At 53.7% G+C, this 13,598-nt stretch carries 13 protein-coding genes; 6 read left to right on the top strand and 7 right to left on the bottom strand.

What is annotated here, in order from left to right:
- Positions 1-53 precede the first annotated feature (53 nt).
- The 3 genes from VEB01_RS18775 to VEB01_RS18765 all read right to left on the bottom strand — a co-directional run bounded on the left by VEB01_RS18775 (position 54) and on the right by VEB01_RS18765 (position 2,165).
- Entirely contained in the window at positions 54-665 is a 612-nt protein-coding gene (locus tag VEB01_RS18775; RefSeq protein WP_324878132.1) for a DUF502 domain-containing protein, read from the bottom strand.
- 517 nt (positions 666-1,182) lie between these two features.
- Entirely contained in the window at positions 1,183-1,761 is a 579-nt protein-coding gene (locus VEB01_RS18770) for a hypothetical protein (protein WP_324878131.1), read from the bottom strand.
- 194 nt (positions 1,762-1,955) lie between these two features.
- Positions 1,956-2,165: a YgaP family membrane protein gene (locus tag VEB01_RS18765; protein ID WP_324878129.1), complete on the bottom strand. Its 210-nt coding sequence runs from the start codon at positions 2,163-2,165 to the stop codon at positions 1,956-1,958.
- Between the two features lie 278 nt (positions 2,166-2,443).
- Here VEB01_RS18765 and grxC point away from each other — a divergent pair, with 278 nt between their 5' ends.
- The 4 genes from grxC to VEB01_RS18745 all read left to right on the top strand — a co-directional run bounded on the left by grxC (position 2,444) and on the right by VEB01_RS18745 (position 6,373).
- Positions 2,444-2,704, top strand: coding sequence for a glutaredoxin 3 (grxC, locus tag VEB01_RS18760; protein WP_324878127.1), 261 nt, complete (start codon positions 2,444-2,446; stop codon positions 2,702-2,704).
- Positions 2,705-3,139: 435 nt separating this feature from the next.
- Positions 3,140-3,661, top strand: a complete 522-nt coding sequence (locus tag VEB01_RS18755; protein WP_324878125.1) for a hypothetical protein — start codon at positions 3,140-3,142, stop codon at positions 3,659-3,661.
- Between the two features lie 88 nt (positions 3,662-3,749).
- Positions 3,750-5,483 (top strand): multicopper oxidase domain-containing protein, encoded by a 1,734-nt coding sequence (locus tag VEB01_RS18750; RefSeq protein WP_324878123.1) that lies wholly within the window; start codon positions 3,750-3,752, stop codon positions 5,481-5,483.
- 14 nt (positions 5,484-5,497) lie between these two features.
- The gene (locus VEB01_RS18745) at positions 5,498-6,373 is read left to right on the top strand and encodes a cupredoxin domain-containing protein (RefSeq protein ID WP_324878121.1); all 876 of its coding nucleotides are present in this window, start codon (positions 5,498-5,500) and stop codon (positions 6,371-6,373) included.
- Between the two features lie 216 nt (positions 6,374-6,589).
- Here VEB01_RS18745 and VEB01_RS18740 read toward each other — a convergent pair whose 3' ends face one another.
- Together VEB01_RS18740 and VEB01_RS18735 are read right to left on the bottom strand one after the other, a co-directional pair.
- A complete protein-coding gene (locus tag VEB01_RS18740; RefSeq protein WP_324878120.1) occupies positions 6,590-7,321 on the bottom strand; it encodes a ferritin-like domain-containing protein in 732 nt (243 codons plus the stop codon).
- Positions 7,322-7,350: 29 nt separating this feature from the next.
- Complete coding sequence (locus VEB01_RS18735) at positions 7,351-8,514, bottom strand: hypothetical protein (protein ID WP_324878119.1); 1,164 nt, start codon at positions 8,512-8,514, stop codon at positions 7,351-7,353.
- A 298-nt stretch (positions 8,515-8,812) separates the two neighbouring features.
- On the opposite strand from VEB01_RS18735, the gene VEB01_RS18730 reads away from it, so the two are divergent.
- Together VEB01_RS18730 and VEB01_RS18725 are read left to right on the top strand one after the other, a co-directional pair.
- On the top strand, positions 8,813-10,015 hold the full coding sequence (locus VEB01_RS18730; RefSeq protein ID WP_324878117.1) for an ammonium transporter: 1,203 nt from the start codon (positions 8,813-8,815) through the stop codon (positions 10,013-10,015).
- 389 nt (positions 10,016-10,404) lie between these two features.
- Positions 10,405-10,782 (top strand): hypothetical protein, encoded by a 378-nt coding sequence (locus tag VEB01_RS18725; RefSeq protein ID WP_324878115.1) that lies wholly within the window; start codon positions 10,405-10,407, stop codon positions 10,780-10,782.
- Positions 10,783-10,913: 131 nt separating this feature from the next.
- Here VEB01_RS18725 and typA read toward each other — a convergent pair whose 3' ends face one another.
- Both typA and VEB01_RS18715 read right to left on the bottom strand, forming a co-directional pair.
- The gene (typA, locus tag VEB01_RS18720) at positions 10,914-12,728 is read right to left on the bottom strand and encodes a translational GTPase TypA (RefSeq protein WP_324878113.1); all 1,815 of its coding nucleotides are present in this window, start codon (positions 12,726-12,728) and stop codon (positions 10,914-10,916) included.
- A gap of 74 nt (positions 12,729-12,802) precedes the next feature.
- Positions 12,803-13,552, bottom strand: coding sequence for a glycosyltransferase (locus VEB01_RS18715; protein WP_324878111.1), 750 nt, complete (start codon positions 13,550-13,552; stop codon positions 12,803-12,805).
- Positions 13,553-13,598: the final 46 nt, after the last annotated feature.

Genomic DNA, 13,598 nt, shown 5'->3' with positions numbered 1-13,598 from the left:
CACTCCTTAGGATTTAGCCATGGATGGAACACCAGCTTAAGCAGAAACCAAGATCAAGGTGCCACCTTATCGACCTCCGGTTTGAGCCGAGAAGCTTCGTCGGGTCTCGGAATATCCACACCGAGGCTGATGACGAAACTCGAAGCTTGCTCGATGCTCATATCGGACGTCCTAGTCTTCGATTCGTGAACAATCACGGTAAAGCCGGAGGTCGGATTCGGCGACGTCGGTATGTACAGCACCAGCTGATCGTCGATCCGGTTGGTTACATAGGCCGGTACCCAAATGCCGTCTTTGGGGTATTCGATGTAAACCACGTCACGCAGCTTCTCTTCCTCATCGCCCCGGAACAGGTTCAATATTTTCTTGGTGACCCTATAAATTGTGCCGAGCAGCGGGATACGATTAAGGAAATCCTCCAGGTAATACCAAACATGAGCCTTGTCCTGCTTGAGCAAATAGCCGAAATACGTCAGGACTAGGATGGCTGCCATGAACAAGCCAATGGGGATAAAGAAGTTCTCGTAGCGTCCGAAGATACTCAATACGAAGTCCCGGAGCAGTCCTTCGACGGAGATTACGATCTGAAGGATGATGACGATAGGCAACAGACCCAATGCGCCAATGAGGAAATAGCCAAAGAATTTCTGTAACGTTTTTTTCATTTTATTACCAGTAACTTTGGTGGTTTATGTGAAATCACAAAGAATCCGAAATTATTGAGAGATATCTCCGCCGGTCTGTTCTCGACACATGATGAACCGATACCGAAGAGATCTGCGCCGTAGCGTAGAGTGTAATTGGGATAACATCTGTTTTGGAGCATGGAAAACGCGGGATGATTTCGGGTTTTCGAATATTGGGCGCTGAACAAGGCCGCCATGCCGGAAAGTGGTCTGTCTATTCCTGCCCGTAACGAATGCCGGTGTCGACAAGTTTTCCGCAGGCACTCCCAACCGCCTTAGAACCGCTTTAGTGGCATGTTGAACGCCCAGCGCCAATTCGGATCGTATCGTCAGCCGCTGCTATCCGGCCAAAGCTAATAATTGATGTGGAAAAATGCCGGATTCACTGTACCTTTTTCCTCAGCACGCGACGATGGGCTCGAAAACTTCAGAGCTAAACTTTTCCGAACTTTAGGGCGAAGCACACTAAGCGAAGGCGACTGGTAAGATCGAGGGCTCACTTTTTGACAGGCTCTACGGTTACCGCGACCGCTTCGGTGTAAGTAAGTTCGACCTCATCCCCTGCCTCCAATTTTTTTACATATTTTTGAAGCCGAGGATTTCTAACTTCAACCGTGTGCACATGGCCACTCGGGCTCGAAATCATTACCGTGTTCGTGTCCTGGTTGACTGACAAGACCTTTACCGTCGCCTTGACCGAGCGCCCCACCGACCCGGCTGGACGCTCTCCGGACTGTGTTATTGAGCTTCCTTCTCCAACCTTGACGCCCTTTACACCCTCGCCCGGATCCTTGATCTCCGCCGCAAGCGCCTCGTAATAACCGATGATTACCTGATCGCCGACCTTGACCTTGGCGAGATTTTCGACTCGAGGATCGATGAGCACGGTGAACCTATTTCCCAACGAATCTTTTAAAAAGACCTGGCGACCGTGGAGATCTATTTCTTCGACTTTTGCCGTGGTTTGCTTGGTGTTAGCGTAAAGCTGCCCCGCCTCTTGAGTGGCGCATGCCGCGAGCGTCATCAGGAATACACCGACCGTTCCGCGAATAATCGAATACCAGACTCTATCCATAGCGAAGCTCCCTCAGTCTTCAACGACCCGGAAATATCCCTATCCGTCAACTCCGACTTATCGGCCACAATAAAGCGAAGTTCAACTCGTATAATACGTCCCGTAGAACGGGGTGACCGCACGAACTGAACTTCGCCGTCATCATGATGATTAATTAGACAGCGCGGTTAGCAGAACCGGTTCCCTGTCGCCTATCAGCAGGACTCCTTAAAACCTAGCTTTTTTAATACGGTCTCCAAGGGACAGAGTTTGGTGAATCCGCTCTGAAATAGGTTAGCTCCCACGAACGCTGTAAACCAAAGCCAATTCTGGTTTACGAACAGTGGACTGGCCTCTACGCCCAACGCCAACGACAGCAAAACAAAAAAGCCCGCAAAAATCCGCACCAAACGATGTGTGGTCATAACAGTCCTCATGTTAGAATACGCTAATATAGCAAGTCCCAGCCGGCGATGGGACGCAAACTTCTTTATGATTCGCACGCGGCACGAGACCATGCGCAATCTGCAGTGCCCGTTTGAAAAAGCCACATAAAGAATTCGTCTTTTCCTTGGACATTTTCAGCTCTCCTTTTAGTGAAGTCTGCTGCCCTGACGTGCCAGAGAACTCAAGATGCCCTGGCATCGCCTCGAATCTGCTGCGGCACTGAATTCTGCCTCGTAAATCAAACGAAAATACTTTAATGGTTAAAGTGATCATGTACAGCACAGCCATCTGCCCCTATTGCGTCATGGCGGAGCGTCTGCTTTTGAAAAAAGGCGTCGAAAATATCGAGAAGATCAGAGTCGATATCGAGCCGGAACGGCGCTTGGAAATGATGGAAAAGACGAGACGCCGAACGGTACCCCAGATCTACATCGGCGAAAACCATGTCGGCGGCTACGACGATCTCGCTGCACTGGAGCGCGCCGGTCAGTTGGACCGTCTGCTGGCCCACGATTGAGGGCATAGATGTGGCCCAAAAGAACCGAACCTCTCATTCACCGTCCAAGTGATGCTCGCTATATATCGAGCAGCGATCGAGAGGATTTCCGATAGCAGACTAAGCCGTTTTTTTCGAAACCAAACTCGTAGATGCCGATCTTTAATACCAGTTAGTTATGGCGCAGCCGATCAGCCGGCAAAACCAGGCGCGTAAAGCAAACACCGAACCAGGCTCTCACCGAAACATTGTATATGCCAGCCTGCTTATGTATATTTGCTTATTCCTTTAGCTCTTTCGCAGGCGAAAGGAAGTCGACAAGCTACGGGCCTTTTATCGGGCTTGCCCGATCATTAAATATAAAAATCCAATAATCCACCAAGTGAGGGAAGAGATATGCGTAAACTAATTTGCTTAAAAGAGTGCTTGCTCGCTCTGAGCCTGCTCGTTTCCGCCGTGATCCCCGTATCGAGCTGGGCGCACGGAGGAGCTTCGGGCGTCGATTTGGATGCTTGCCGTATTCCGGTTGGCCCCCACTGGGTGCATTTTACCGCTTATCAACCGCAGATAGCCGGAACAACAGAATACTGCAACTCCATTCCTGAAGTGGGTTCGGCCACCTTGGTGTTCGACTACGAGGGAAAAGCGCTGCGGAACATGACGGTTGAATTTGAAATTACCAAAGAACCTCAGGGAACCCGCGTTTTTTACAAAGAGCCGTCGACCTATCCGACCGGCACGGCCAACACCACGATCAACTTCACCGAAGCGGGCGATTACCTAGCGCACGTGACCCTGGTCAATGAAGGACAAAAAGTAGACGCCCACGTACCTTTTGCCGTCGGAGCTTCGGCAACCGGAATTGCAACCAGCACCTACGTGGTGATCGCCGTGATTCTGATCGCAATCGGCTATATCTTTTATCTTTCCAATGCATCATTCAAAGGCGCCGTCGATCGGATGCTGAAAAAATCTTAGGAACTTTCAAGTGGGATTGACTGACTAATGCCAGTTCGTTTCAAGTCTTAGTCAAGTCTTCGAATCTCTGTTCCCAACGGTACTCAAAATGCAGACACGTTCCCTCGTATTCTTGTTTGGTTCCGCCTTATCGACCTTATCCACTGTCGCCGGAGCGGTTACTACTCCACCACCCAGCGCCAAAGTTCAGGTCGGCGAGGCAGAGCCTTTCTGTAATAGCGGGGCTCCCGGTGAATGGCGTAAAGCGCAGGTCATCGAGGGCGTAACCATTCAAGAGTCGAGGGTCTGCAACCCGGATAATCCGGCCGATGTCGCGGCCTTCGTGAAGGGGACCAATAACATATCCATGCAAACGATCATGGATACGTCCAGCCTGGCCGCGGACGCGATCACAAAAACCAATGATATGGACAACGACGGCGATCCCGACCATATCATCATTAAACTTGAAATCATGGAAGTAAATGGGCACTCGCCCGATTTCGCCGGTGTAGTGCCCACCTTCGATATCGCACCCGGCATACAACCTAGCTTCTGGGTCTTCGCTCCGAAAACCCGCGATATGTCGACGCGTAGCTTCGCCAGCGTGGAAGCAAATCCCATGCTGCGCATGCCGTCCGCACCAATCCGCGTTGAACAAGGCGACGTGGTCTGGCTGGTGGTGGAGAATACCCATTATTTCCCCCACTCAATACATCTCCACGGCGTCGACCACCCCTACATGGACCACGGCGGCGAGGGCAACGACGGCGTAGGTCAAACCAGTCAAATGGATATCATGCCGGGCCAAAGCAAGACTTACGTGATTAAGCCGCGCCAGCCCGGCACCATGTATTACCATTGCCACGTCCAACCCCATACGCATATTCCGATGGGGCTTGCAGGCATGTTTATCGTGGAAGAGAACAGACCGAACAACTGGGTTCAAACCTTCAACGTAGGCGCCGGCCAAGTCCGTCATCCTTCTGTGGCCGTATCCGAAAAATACAGCCAGGAATACGACCTACATTACCAGTCGATCGACAAAGAGCTGCACAAGCTCCCGCAGTCGGCCAACGATCCCCGCCTGATCGCGAGAGCGATGAACCAGGAGTACGACATCACCGATGCGAGCGACGACTACTTTGTTCTGAACGGACGATCCTTCCCGTATACCCTTCGGGAATCCCTTATTACGGTGAACCCTAACGAGAAGATCAAGCTGCGCGTTCTCAACGGCCATACGGAGACACTTGCGCTTCATACGCACGGCCATAAGGCCACGGAAACCCACTATGACGGCGTTGAACAGAACCCCAGCGCTCAGGTTACCCGTGACGTTTACATGATGGCCCCGGCCCAACGGCTGGACCTGTCGATAAACACGACGGATGACGGTTTGCACAGCTTTGGATCGGGTGTCTGGATGTTTCACGACCACGTTGAAAAGTCCTTTACCACCAACGGCATGGGTGAAGGCGGCAGCATAAGCCTCATCGTGTATAAATCCTACCTGGATGAAAACGGTACGCCCAAGACCCACGGCATGGACCTGAAACCATATTTCACCAAGGAATTCTGGGAAAGAAAAATACCGGTCTGGCAAGATTGGGCAGACGAGTGGGGTAGTCTGGCCGAACCTGCTGGCATGCAAGCAGCGGCTTCCACGAACGTGGCGCTGGCTAAATCCGCCTCGGTTGCGCCGGATCAATCGTCCAGTCCATGGAGCAGCCTTTTCAGTGGACTGCTGCTCGGTATTGCAGGTTATGTGCTCTATCTATACCGAGAGCGCGTGCTCGCAATGATCAGCCAACTCGCATCCCAAGCCAAAGGCAAGCATTGAGGCATCCGATCGTCATGTCAAAGTTCACGCATTTCATACTTTTCAGCGCTTTCCTGACCGCTTCGTCGGCTTTTGCCGCGGAACAACGGGAAATCGTAGAACACAAGATGTTGATGGATCACGGCGATGGCCACCTTATGGACATGGATGGCGGCATGGTGATGGGTCAAAACAAGGACAAACTGCCCGGAGGCTGCAACAAAATCAGCGAAGACTCGGAGATCACCGTAAGAGCCGGCCACAAATACGCCAAGAACTTTCCCGGCACCATGTTCGCTTTCGACAAACAGGAGTGGCGCGTCAAACCCTGCACGCGACTCACCGTGCATTTCATCAACGAGGATAATGTTCGTCATCAGTGGATGATGCATGGACTACCGAAGTTTATGTACGACAAGGGCATGTTCCACTTGGAAGTAACCGGCCCGGGCAAGATAAGCGGTACGCTGATCCTGCCGAAGGAAGACAGGACCTATCTGGTACACTGCGACATTGCCCAACATATGGAAAAGGGAATGAAAGGACAACTGGTCGTGGGCAAAGGAGGCGGCACGTTCCCAAGCATTCCCGGCTTGACCGACTTCGCCATTCCCGATAACTACGACCCGACTCAAACGGTAGCTGCCACTTCCTCAGTGCAGCCCGTGGCTACCCAACCCGTAGTGGCTCAGCCGTCACCGGCATCACAGCCCTCCTCCCATACCGGCACATTTATCATTGGCATAGCTCTTGGTTTGTTCGCGACGCCGTTTTTAGTGAGCAATTTCAAACAGCGCTTCAAAGGCATGAGCTCAAAGGATGTCGTAATCTATGGAGCAAGCCTTGGTAAAAGCCTGTTCGACCAAGCCGTCAATTTAGCAACCTCGTTATACCGTAGCCTAAAGAAATAGGCCGGCCTGCCTTCTTCTTGCCTATATCCGTTGCGCGGCGCCTTAGTCGACAGGTGCGCCGCGCAAATGGAAACTTGTCCGCCTTACTTGTAGAAGCCCCTTTTAGCTTTCCGCATTAATCGAATCGAAAGACTACGCGACCGCCTCGTACCAAGGCTTACCTTGAAAAAAAGGTGGCAAATACCGAGACGGCCGCATAGAGTGATATTAGGCCGCCTATACGCCCGCTTGCGCCAGAGTGGATTGTTCATGCCACTGGCGTACTTGCATCAGATGATCATCTTCCTCCGCGAGTGCCGCCCGAAAATCGGTGGCCATGTCATCAAGCCCCATCTCACCGGCCAACCTGATGAGTAGTTCCCAGCCTGCGTGATCGACAAGCTCAGCGGTGAGTATTGCTTCCAAGGATTGATCGACGGAGGTGCGCGGATCGCTCATAACCTGAAGCACTCCGCTTGACGCTACTGCGCTAACATCGGCGCCAGGGGTCTGTGTAGTCGGGTCGGCCCCTAGGGACTCTAGCGCCTTTGCGACCAGTTTAAAATGCTGTGCCTCCTCCCGCCTAAAACGCCTGAGCGTATCGACGGAGATCGGCGAATCGGCCTGCGCCGTTGTTTCACACTTGGTAATGAGATAATCGTAGAGCCGTGTACCGGTGCGCTCGAACGCCAGGCGCTCCCCCAGCTTATCGATCAGGACCTCGGGATGTTTGCCGGTAAGCTTGTTGACGGCTGCCTGGACCGCACCCTTCATGGTGCCTGGCATAGGCACCGAGCCCACCGGTTCAGCTCCCTGGATGTAGGTGCTGTCAACCATAGCCAGCGCCGACTCGTCTCCCGAGGAGCTTGGCGGGGTATTATTTGCCGCCTCGATCATTCGTTGGCTGTCTACAGGTGACATACCGATGCCGGTTCGATTCTTCATGGTCATTTCGATTGATTGATCCATCGTTCAACTCCTTGCAAGGCTTTTCGTGATTATGCGATCTTGCGATTCAGCTCGGTCCCGGGAGACCATTGGTATCCCGCCGCCACCGCTTGAGACGGCGAGCCCTGGGAATTCATCTGCTGCCGATAATCCAGCGATGCCGGGTCTTCCTGGGCTTTGTCGACGAACTGGGTGCCGCGAGTACGCAAGCCGACTTCTTGGCTGAGTACCTTGCGTACGAATTCGCGGTTGCTCTTGAATGGGATGGGGTCGGGCAATGTATCCGAAATGATCTCAGTCGGATCCCTTCTCTCATGCTTTTTGAACAGCTCTGACACATAGGCGACGTGTCCTAGCTCATAGTCCAGGAATCGCTCCCAAATGGCCTTGATACGCGGATTTGTCTCCTGTTCCACACAGCTGTAGTAGTTATACGCCTCGGTTGCCTCGTGCAGCAGCCATTTCTCCAGCCAGGTTTCGGTGGGATCTATGATCGATTCGTACTGGGTAACGTGTTGCTCTTCGATCGAGGCGATCTCCGCGTACAACTGGCGGGCGACCGGATCGGCATACATCGGCCCGATATTGGCGTAGAAATCGTGGGTCTGATACTCGGCGGCCATGATCGTCGTAGCATGAAGCTTGGTGACGGCGGCCGCTTTCGCGCGATCGTAATGGTCCCGCAGATCGTTCTCCGGCGCCCGATGTTCATCCGCCGTAGGTCGTCCGGGAATGATGTCTGTATGGGATTGCAAGATGTTATTCGCATCCTTGCCTTCCAGCCGATCCAGCAGCGCCGAATAACGATAGAGATGGTCAAAATCCTCCAATAATCCAAAGCGGTAGACCTGCGCGAGATACGGCTCAGGCTCGTTTTGCGCCACCGCAGCCGTGACCTCGACGGCTACCTGTTCATAGGCGATGGTGGTCTCCAAAGGCGAGTGGTCTGAGGAAATGAGCCAATTGACGGTGGTTTGCTGGTGCTGCTCGACGCGCCTGACCTTCGCCAGCGGCACCTGAAGTTCTTTGTTCATCCGCGCGCAAAGGTGCTGAAAACGTAGCGCCTCCGTTTCCAATCCGTTCATGAGGATGATTCTGACCCGTGTGAACGCCTCGTCGTCGAGCTTGCTGATCGGCTTCTGAACCATGTCTTTCCATGTGAACCTTTGCTTTTCAAGGGAAACGCCCCTCGAGTCAAAGAGCTTGACGGCCATAACGCCTCCTGTCCAAAAATAAGTCTGTTCTAAAGGAATGCGTTTCGTTTTCGAAACACTCCTGAGTATGACACCGAGAAAAGGAATCGATTCAGACAATAGATCTACGTGCATTAACCTATTCCGCGCGAATGACTGATCCTCTCTGGTGCACATCAGGAACATACGCACCATATCGGATCACGCAATGGCGCACCGTTTCGGGAAGGAACGCCCCACATTGGGCTCATACGCCGCGGAAGCATAAAGGCCTGCTTTTTGCTTACGACACCCCATCCTGAAATCAGAGAGCTCGTTTATGGAAACTGTCAGCAAAACCAATGATGTATTGTTCGTGCTACTCGGCGCGATCATGGTGCTCGCGATGCACGCCGGTTTCGCCTTTCTGGAAGTCGGCACCGTCCGCCGCAAGAATCAAGTCAATGCCTTGGTAAAAATCCTGTCGGACTTCGCCGTGTCTAGCGTGGCCTATTTTTTCATCGGCTATTACATCGCGTACGGCGTCCAATTTTTCGATGGGGCGGCTCAGTTGGCTCAAAACAACGGCTATGAATTGGTCAAGTTTTTCTTCTTGCTAACCTTCGCAGCCGCTATCCCTGCTATCGTGTCCGGCGGCATTGCCGAACGCGCCAAATTCAACCCGCAAATCACCGCTACGTTTTTGTTGGTAGGGTTTGTGTACCCTTTCTTTGAAGGCATTGCGTGGAACAAGAATTTCGGCGTCCAGGCTTGGCTCGAGCAGGGTTTCGGGGCTCCATTCCACGATTTTGCCGGCTCGGTAGTGGTGCATGCCGTGGGTGGCTGGATCGGCTTGGTCGCCGCCATTCTGCTCGGGCCACGCCGGGGCCGTTATCATCGCAACGGTGACATCTCGGCCCATCCGCCCTCGAGCATACCGTTTCTGGCGCTCGGTGCCTGGATTCTTACAGTCGGCTGGTTCGGCTTCAACGTAATGTCGGCGCAAACTCTAAACGCAGCAAGCGGTTTAGTGGCCTTGAATTCTCTTATGGCTATGGTCGGGGGAACCTTGGCCGCTCTTCTAATGGGACGCAACGATCCCGGCTTCGTACACAACGGCCCGTTGGCCGGTTTAGTTGCTGTATGTGCGGGATCCGATCTTATGCACCCCATCGGTGCATTGGTTGTAGGCGGTGGCGCAGGGATTCTGTTCGTCGTTTTGTTCACTCTGACTCAGAACCGATGGAAGATTGACGATGTGCTGGGTGTTTGGCCTTTGCACGGACTTTGCGGTGCCTGGGGAGGAATAGCCGCCGGGATTTTTGGCCAGTCTGTACTAGGCGGCATCGGCGGTATCAGTTTCTTATCGCAATTGATCGGTACCGGTCTGGGCATTTTCGTGGCTGTGGCCGGCGGTCTTTTGGTTTATGGCCTTCTCAAGCTCACAGTCGGATTGCGCCTGGACCCCGAGGAAGAATTCACCGGTGCCGACTTAACCATCCACAAAATCAGCGCGTCCCCGGAAAAAGAAGCCGGCTGGTAAATTCACTCCTATGCCCTTGCCCTGTTTTTTAGAAGCCATCTCACCATTAAAGGAAGGAGAGTATCGGTGGCCACGCTTCGCGCTCTAATAAGTAGATGGCCCATCCTGCCGCTACACGTTCGGGAACCGGCTGATTTGCAGACCACTCCAGAGCGATGCGATCGTTTTCGCGTTACGGAAAATCGTCTATTCGATGCTTAATAAATGGCAGATTGCAGCTCGTGTCTGTAAACTGAAAAAAATAGGGCCAGCGTTCTATTCCGGACCCGGAATACGCCAAATCAGGAAACCCGATGAGAAATGGACTTGATAAACCCTGACCTTCGGCAAACGTTTTGTGCGACAGCTTGAGAACCGGTGCGCAAAAGGCACGGTAAAGAGGACTAGTTATGAAAAAAGCCGTAGTGATTGGAGCAGGATTGCTCGTACTCATACTTTGGGGCGACGTGCTGCTGCATCTGCTCATCACGGCGATAGAACTCGTGCTCGAAACCATGGAACTGGTAGCGGAGCATTTGCTGGAGGCGCTCCTGGAACTCACCCCGTATGAAGCTCAGGCAGTTACAGCGTGGCTGGGGTTCGGACTTTTAATGCTTTTTCTCCTCTTCGGGTTCAAAAAGGTGAACAACTTTGTTCAACGGGCCAAATTGACAGCTCCTGTCTGGTGGCAGGACCAAAAGGGACATTTCCGGATAAACTGGGATTCTATCGGCTGGCAGATCGCGCTGACGGGAATGGCTCTGATGCTTCTGCTTCTTTATATCTAACTGAAAATATCTAACTGAAAGCCGAGCCGCACACCTCAGTGACCTTGACCGCCGACAGGAGCTTCGAACACCTTACAAACGGCCAAGGCAGGTATCATTAATCTCGAGTATTAAGCCGCGCGGAATCAGGCTTACGCTACACGGCTGGCTTTCTTGCGCTCATGCTCCAAAAGCAGCTTCTTTCTGAGCCGAACGGATTTCGGCGTCACTTCCACCAGTTCGTCATCATCGATGAACTCCAGAGCCTGCTCCAGGCTGAGCTTGATGGGCGGAGTCAGAAGGATGTTTTCGTCGCTGCCGGCGGCACGGATATTGGTCAACTGCTTGGCCTTGGTGGGGTTCACCACCAGGTCGTTGTCGCGCGAATGGATGCCGATGATCATGCCCTCGTAAACTTCCGTGCCGTGCTCGATGAATAGGCGTCCGCGCTCTTGCAGATTGAACAGCGCATAGCCTAGGGCCTTACCCTCCACCATGGAGATCATCACACCGTTGATCCGCTGGCCGATATCGCCTTTCTTAACCGGGCCATAATGGTCGAACACGTGGTACAAAAGACCGGTGCCCGAGGTGGCGGTCATGAATTCGGTCTGGAAGCCAATCAGACCGCGCGACGGCATCATATATTCCAAACGTACTCGGCCCTGCCCGTCCGGCACCATGTTCAGCAGATCGCCCTTGCGCTCGCCCAGCTTCTCCATCACCGCCCCCTGATTCGCCTCCTCCACTTCGATGGTCACGAATTCATAGGGTTCGCAGAGCTCGCCGTCAACCTCCTTGATGATGACTTCGGGGCGCGACACGCCCAGCTCGTAGCCCTCGCGGCGCATGTTTTCGATCAGAATGGAGAGATGCAGCTCGCCGCGTCCCGAGACCTTGAATTTGTCCGGGTCGGCCGTGTCTTCCACCCGCAGGGCGACGTTGTGCAGCAATTCCCGTTGGAGGCGTTCGCGGATTTGGCGCGAAGTGACGAACTTGCCTTCCTTACCGGCGAAGGGCGAATTGTTGACCTGGAAGGTCATGCTCACGGTGGGTTCGTCCACGGTCAGAGGCGGCAGCGCCTCGACGCAGTCGGTCGCGCAAATGGTATCGGAGATTTCCAGAGCATCGATGCCGGTAAAGGCGATGATGTCGCCGGCATCGGCCTCGGGCACTTCGACCCTTTCCAGGCCCTTGAAACCGAACACCTGAAGGATGCGCGCGTTGCGCTGCTTGCCGTCGCGGCTGACCACCACCACCGGGGTGTTGGTCTTGATGGTGCCACGCTGGATGCGGCCGATGCCGATGACGCCCACGTAGGAGTTGTAATCCAGCTGGCTGATTTGCATCTGGAAACCGCCCTCCTCGTCGACTGCAGGCGGATGCACCTTCTCGACGATGGTCTCGAACAGCGGGTCCATGCTGCCTTCGCGGATATCCGGGTCGTGGCCGGCATAACCGTTCAGGGCCGAGGCGTAAATGACCGGGAAGTCCAACTGCTCCTCGGTCGCCCCCAGCCGGTCGAACAGGTCGAAGGTCTGGTCCAGCACCCAATGGGCGCGTGCACCGGGGCGATCAATCTTGTTGATGACTACAATGGGCTTCAGCCCCAAGGCGAACGCCTTTTGCGTCACGAAACGGGTCTGCGGCATCGGGCCGTCCACCGCGTCCACCAAGAGCAGCACCGAATCCACCATGGACAGGACGCGCTCCACCTCGCCGCCGAAATCGGCATGGCCAGGGGTATCGACGATGTTGATGTGATAGCCGTTCCAGTCGAGGGCGGTATTCTTGGCCAGGATGGTGATGCCCCGCTCCTTTTCCAGAGCGTTCGAGTCCATAACCCGTTCTTCCACTTTTTCGTGGGCGGCAAAGGTACCGGACTGCTGAAGCAATTTGTCGACCAGGGTCGTTTTGCCATGGTCTACGTGGGCGATGATAGCGATGTTTCGAAGTTTTTCGATCATAAATCGGGAAAAGGATAGGTAATGGAGGCAGGGGCCAGGTAAAACCAGTCATTTTACCACATTCAAAAGCCTACTCAGTCCTGAGCGGACGCACTGCTCTCGCCCTGCTGGGCATGCGACCAGTAACCCCAATCCAGTTTGCGCCACCGGGCGGGGATTAGGTCGCAATAAAGGAGTGAACACCGGAAAACGGAGTGAAATGTCTTGCGGAGCGTGCCCTTCTCCAAACGCCGGTGATCCGTTGCGTATACCGGCGTGTCCGGTGCGAATGCGATCCGGTAACCAGCGCGTTTTATGCGCCAGACCAATTCCGAATCTTCGTTGCAAATCAATTCGGGATCGAATCCGCCAACATCGGTCACGATACTGCGCCGGACCAGCAGATTCGAACCACTGGCCGCAGGAATACCTATTTTGTGCGACAACCGCTGCCCGTAGGCAAACCAGTGGTAATACCGGCGAAATCGAGTATGCGATAGTTTTGCGCCGTAAATACAGTCGAACTCCGCGTATTTGGAGAGTGCATGGAAATAAGCGGGCGCCAATACCACATCCGCGTCCGTAAACAAGAGCCATTCGGTTTTGGCTAAACCCGCACCGATCTGACGAGCTTCGGAAATCGTGCTTTTCAGCCTCAAAACTTGAGTAAACTCCGGCAAGCGATGCTGAGCGACGATTTCCGCGGTCTTGTCGTCCCCAGCGTCCACTAGGATCAGATGACAGGCGTTGGGCAATGACGCGAGAAAATTCCTGATGTTTTTCTCTTCATTTAGCGTAGGCAGCACAACCGTGATGTCACTCAATTGCATGGAAACACCCTTCATCCGTTCTTCGTTGCAGTTTTCAAGACGCACCAGACGAGTATCAGTA

It is taken from the genome of Methylocaldum sp., assembly GCF_035627495.1.
GTDB lineage: Bacteria > Pseudomonadota > Gammaproteobacteria > Methylococcales > Methylococcaceae > Methylocaldum.
The sequence above is the reverse complement of the archived record's forward strand: the minus strand, read 5'-3'. Positions and strand labels throughout refer to the sequence as shown.